Annotated in this window: 6 protein-coding genes and 1 pseudogene (1 of these 7 only partly in view); 4 read left to right on the top strand and 3 right to left on the bottom strand. The window is 67.4% G+C overall.

Features of this window, described 5'->3' with window-relative positions; all coding sequences use genetic code 11:
- The 3 genes and pseudogenes from ACFE99_RS19295 to ACFE99_RS19285 form a co-directional block, all read right to left on the bottom strand.
- A pseudogene (locus ACFE99_RS19295) lies at positions 1-843 on the bottom strand (acyl-CoA dehydrogenase family protein) (it extends 296 nt beyond the left edge of the window).
- Positions 840-2009: an acyl-CoA dehydrogenase gene (locus ACFE99_RS19290; RefSeq protein ID WP_375488037.1), complete on the bottom strand. Its 1170-nt coding sequence runs from the start codon at positions 2007-2009 to the stop codon at positions 840-842. The pseudogene ACFE99_RS19295 and the gene ACFE99_RS19290 overlap by 4 nt, the downstream one beginning before the upstream one ends.
- On the bottom strand, positions 2006-2740 hold the full coding sequence (locus ACFE99_RS19285) for an SDR family NAD(P)-dependent oxidoreductase (RefSeq protein ID WP_375488036.1): 735 nt from the start codon (positions 2738-2740) through the stop codon (positions 2006-2008). Before ACFE99_RS19285 ends, ACFE99_RS19290 begins: the two co-directional genes overlap by 4 nt.
- An 85-nt stretch (positions 2741-2825) precedes the next feature.
- On the opposite strand from ACFE99_RS19285, the gene ACFE99_RS19280 reads away from it, so the two are divergent.
- From ACFE99_RS19280 to ACFE99_RS19265, 4 genes are all read left to right on the top strand, one after another.
- Positions 2826-3188 (top strand): DUF3054 domain-containing protein, encoded by a 363-nt coding sequence (locus ACFE99_RS19280; RefSeq protein ID WP_375488035.1) that lies wholly within the window; start codon positions 2826-2828, stop codon positions 3186-3188.
- A gap of 10 nt (positions 3189-3198) precedes the next feature.
- Positions 3199-4140 (top strand): SAM-dependent methyltransferase, encoded by a 942-nt coding sequence (locus ACFE99_RS19275; RefSeq protein WP_375488034.1) that lies wholly within the window; start codon positions 3199-3201, stop codon positions 4138-4140.
- Positions 4141-4143: 3 nt separating this feature from the next.
- The gene (locus ACFE99_RS19270; protein WP_375488033.1) at positions 4144-4653 is read left to right on the top strand and encodes a GNAT family N-acetyltransferase; all 510 of its coding nucleotides are present in this window, start codon (positions 4144-4146) and stop codon (positions 4651-4653) included.
- Positions 4653-5031, top strand: a 379-nt coding sequence (locus ACFE99_RS19265; RefSeq protein ID WP_375488042.1) for an LLM class flavin-dependent oxidoreductase, incomplete at its 3' end; no start/stop codon positions are given. The genes ACFE99_RS19270 and ACFE99_RS19265, both read left to right, overlap by 1 nt.

The raw sequence follows: 5031 nt of genomic DNA, 5'->3' as shown, positions 1-5031 counted from the left end.
GTTTTGGAAACTGGCGATCGGCGTGCCGAAAGCCTGCCGCTGCCGGACGTAATCCAGTGTCTGGGCCAGTACTCCCTCCGCCGCGCCGACCGCACCTACCGCCAACGAAAGCCGCTCCTGCGGAAGGTTTTCCATCAACCGGTAGAAGCCCTGACCCTCTTCTCCGAGCAGGTTGTCGGCCGGTACGCGCATGTCGGTGAAGGTCAGCTCGCTGGTGTCCTGGGCATGCAGTCCGATTTTCTCCAGATTGCGGCCACGGCTAAAACCCGGTGTGTCGGCGTCGACTACCAGTAGCGACAGTCCCTTGTGCCGGTCGGGCGAGGTGCGTACCGCCACGACGAACAGGTCCCCGTTTTGCCCATTGGAGATAAATGTTTTCGCGCCGTTGACGATGTAGTGATTGCCCTCGCGCACCGCGGAGGCGCCAATCCCGGCCAGATCGCTGCCCGCGCCCGGCTCGGTCATCGCGATGCCCAGCACCGTCTCGCCGGTCACCACACCGGGCAGCCACCGCCGCTTCTGCTCGGCTGTGGTCAGCTCGGTCAGGTATGGCAGCACGATGTCGTTCTGTAGCGAGAACGCGACAGCCTCGGCCGCCGCACCTGCCCGCTGCAGCTCCTCGACGAGGATCGCGTGGTAGCGAAAGTCGTCGACGTTTGGGCCGCCGTACTCCTCGGGTACCGGGAATCCCAGCAGCCCGAGCTTTCCGGCCTCGGTGAACAAAGATCGGTCCCAACACCCGGCGTGTTCCCAGGTCTCGTGGGCGGGCAGCACGGTCTGCTGCACGAAATCCCGTACCAGTTCGCGGAACTGCTGATGCTCCGCGGTATAGGCCAGGGTCATCGGAAGGCGTCCAGACCGGTGAAGGCCTGGCCCAGCACCAGCTGGTGCATCTCCGGCGTGCCCTCGTAGGTCAGCACCGATTCCAGGTTGACCATGTGCCGGATCACCGGATACTCCAGCGATATCCCATTGCCGCCCAGGATGGTTCGGGCGGTGCGACAGATTTCGAGAGCCTCGCGGGTGTTGTTGAGCTTGCCGAAGCTGACCTGCTCGGGCCGTAATCCGGCACTGTCTTTCAGGCGGCCGAGGTGCAGCGCCAACAACTGGCCCTTGTGCAGTTCGACGGCCATGTCGACGAGTTTGGCTTGGGTCAACTGGAATCCGGCGATCGGGCGGCCGAACTGTGTTCGCTGGGTGGCGTAGTCCAGCGCGGCCTGCCACGCTGACCGCGCCGCGCCCATCGCTCCCCAGACGATCCCGTAGCGCGCCTCTGATAGGCACGCCAACGGGCCGCGAAGCCCAGACGCCTTGGGCAGCAAGGCGTCCTGAGACAGCCGGACGTCCTCGAGCACCAATTCGCTGGTGATCGACGCCCGCAGCGACAGCTTGTGGTGAATCGTGTTGGCGGTAAACCCCGGGGTATTGGCGGGGACGATGAAGCCGCGGATGCCGTCGTCGGTGCCGGCCCATACGATCGCCACATCGGCGACCGAGCCGTTGGTGATCCACATCTTGCGGCCGTTGAGAATCCAGTCCGAACCGTCTTGCCGCGCCCGGGTTTTCATCGCTGCCGGGTCGGATCCGACGTCGGGTTCGGTCAGCCCGAAACAGCCGACGAGCTCACCTGCCGCCATGCCGGGCAGCCACTGCCGCTTTTGCTCTTCGGAGCCGTAGTTCCAGATCGCGAACATGGCCAACGACCCTTGCACCGACACCAGCGACCGGATACCGGAGTCGGCGGCCTCCAGCTCCAGACACGCCAGCCCGTAGTGCACCGCCGACGCGCCGCCGCACCCATAGCCGTGCAAGTGCATGCCGAGCAGACCCAGCTCGCCGAAGCCTTTTGCCAGGTCGCGCACCGGCAGATCACCGATCTCGAACCAGTCGGCGATGTGCGGAGCGACGTGCTCGGCGCAGAACTGTCGGACGGTGTCGCGCACCGCAATCTCGTCGCTGGACAGCGACGCGTCCAAGCTGAGCGGATCGATGGGGTCGAAGCTAGTCACCCGGCCATGGTAAGTCCGCCGCTGACACTCAATACCTGCCCGGTAATGAACGACGCGGCATCGGAGGCGAAGAACAGCACCGGCGCGGCGACCTCTTCCGGGCGCGCCAGCCGCCGAAACGGGATCGCCTTGATCAGTGCTTCACGCAGCTTCTCCGGCATCGCCGCGAATAGCGGAGTATCGGTCGGACCGGGGCACACGCAATTCACGGTGATCTGGTGACGCGCCATTTCCCGGGCCAGCGACTTGGTCAGCGCAATGACTCCGCCCTTGGCGCCGGCGTAGATGGTTTCGCCCGCACTGCCCACCCGGCCGGCGTCGCTGGCGAGGTTGATCACCCGCCCGCCGCCGCCGGCCTCGATCAATCCTGGCAGGAACGCGCTGCACACGTACACCGGCCCCAGATAGTTGATGGCGACCACCTTTTCCGCGAATTCGGTTGTCGCACCGAGGAATTGATGGCTGCGGTCCCAGCCCGCGGCGTTGACTACGACGGTGGGCACCCCGGCTTCGGCGTGCGTCCGGTCTCGCAACGTGTCCACTTGGGTGCGGTCGGCCACGTCGACCGGCAGCGCGGTGATCAACTGCGGCTGCTCCTTGGCAGTTGCCTCGGCGGCCGCCTCGTCGATGTCGGCGGCGACGACACGGTCGCCTTGAGCGGCGAAACCCAGCGCGATCGCCTTGCCGATACCCGAGCCTGCGCCGGTCACAAGTGCGAGTTTGGCGGTCATCTGTACCTGGGTGAATCGGCATTCATTCGTGCCGAAGCTACATTCGCCATGCTCGGCAGAGCAAGATGGCAGGTACTGTCGCGGCATGCAACGTGCGCCGTGGCTGGGCCTCGATGTCGGGTGCGTGTTGGTGTTCTGCGCACTCGGCCGCCGCAGCCACGACGAAGGACTCACCGTGGCGGGCATCGCCACGACGGCGTGGCCCTTTCTCACCGGGACGGTCGTGGGGTGGCTGATGTCCCGCGGCTGGCGATGCCCGACGGCCGTTGTCCCGACCGGGGTCGTCGTGTGGCTCGCCACACTGGCGGTCGGCATGCTGTTGCGCAAAGCCACCGGGGCCGGTATGGCCGGCACTTTCGTGGTGGTGGCCGGAGCGGTCACCGCGGTGCTGCTGCTGGGGTGGCGGGCGGCGGGCGCGGCGGTGCTGCGGCGCCACTCCGACGCGTGACGGGAGCGACATGGCGCGCACTGACAACGACACCTGGAATCCGGCCAGCAGCGTCGGAGCCACCGCGACCATGGCGGCGACAGCCCGCGCAGTGGCGACCAAGCGCGGGCTGATCAGTGACCCGTTCGCTGAGCCGCTGGTGCGTGCCGTCGGAATCTACGTTTTCATCCGGCTAGCCGCCGGCGAGCTTGATATGGCCGACCTCGGCGACGATTTCGTGTTCGGCACAATGACCGATCTGTTCGCCGTGCGCACCCGCTTCTTCGACGGCTTTTGCGCCGATGCCGGGATCGCGGGCATCCGGCAAGTGGTGATCCTGGCCTCGGGCCTGGATGCCCGGCCCTATCGGCTCTGGTGGCCGCCCGACACCACGGTGTACGAACTCGACAAGCCGGACGTGATCGAGTTCAAGACCCAAACGCTGCGATCCCTCGGCGCCGCGCTGACGGCCAAACGTCGCGCGGTGGGCGTCGATCTACGGCAAGACTGGCCCGCGGCGCTGCGGCGAGTGGGCTTCGACGCCAGCCAACCCCGCGCGTGGATCGCCGAAGGGCTGCTCATCGGATTACTACCGCCCGATGCCCAGGATCGCCTGCTGGACAACATCACGGCGCTCAGCGCCGCCGGTAGCCGGTTCGCCGCCGATTACGGCGCAAGCCAGACGCCGGGCGGCTACGACCCTGCCCTGGCTGCCCGTTGGCGAGAACACGGCTTGGACATCGACATGAGCGAGCTGACCTTCCCCGGCGAGCACAACGACGTCGCCGAATACCTGGCCGCGCAGGGTTGGGAGACTGTCGCCACCACGCTGGCCGACCTTTGCGGCGTCACCGGTTTGCCCGGCTTGCGGCGCGGCCAGCGGGCCGACGCGCCGGTTGCGAACTCGTATGTCACCGCGGTGCGTGCGGGGCCAGCCCGGAATGCGCGTGATCGGGAGGCGTTAGACAGTTGAGTGATGTCTCAACCGCTGCAGTCCACCGCGGCGGGCCGCCTGCGGTTCGTGTCGGCCGGCCAGGATGATCCGCTGGCCCAGCCGCTGCTGGCCGAGCTGGCCGCCGAGTACGCGCAGCGCTATGGCGGTACGCCGCGAAACCATCTGACGTGGCTGCGGGTTCCGTCCGGCGAGTTGGCGCCGCCCGACGGCGGCCTAGTGATGGGCGTGCTGGAGGGGGTACCGGTCACTGGTGGTGCGTTTTGCCGTTACGACGCCCACACCGCCGAATTCAAGCGGATCTGGACCGACCGCGCGCATCGCCGCCGCGGCTACGCCAAGGCGCTGCTCGCGGTGCTGGAGGAGGAGACCGCTGCCCGCGGGTACCGGCGGGTGTACTTGGTCACCGGCATCCGTCAGCCTGAGGCGGAGGCGCTGTATCTCAGCCTCGGCTACACGCGGCTAGAGGAACCGGAGCGGTTGCCATCCTGGGGACCGTTTCGTGCGATCGCGTTCGAAAAGTGGCTGCGGTGATTTCGCCGCTGCATCTGGGCGTCGCGCTCGACGGTTATGGCTGGCACCCGCACGCATGGCGCACCACACTGGCCGCCGGTTCGGTGCTGTCCGGACGGTACTGGGCGGCCCTGGCCGCCACCGCGGAGCGCGGACTGCTGGACTTCCTCACCATCGACGACACCTTGATGGCCCAGTCGGGGCGACGTGAAGCCATCGACGCGCGGCGGCTGGCCGGGCGCGCCGACGCCGTGATGGTTGCCGCGCGCATCGCGCCGACGACTCGCCACATCGGCCTGATCCCGGTGGCCACCGTCACCCACACCGAGCCGTTTCACGTGTCCAAGGCCATCGCCACGATCGACCATGTGTCGCGCGGGCGGGCCGGCTGGCAGGCCA

The organism is uncultured Mycobacterium sp., assembly GCF_964249325.1.
Lineage (GTDB): Bacteria > Actinomycetota > Actinomycetes > Mycobacteriales > Mycobacteriaceae > Mycobacterium.
This window is presented reverse-complemented; position numbering and strand designations above follow the sequence as displayed.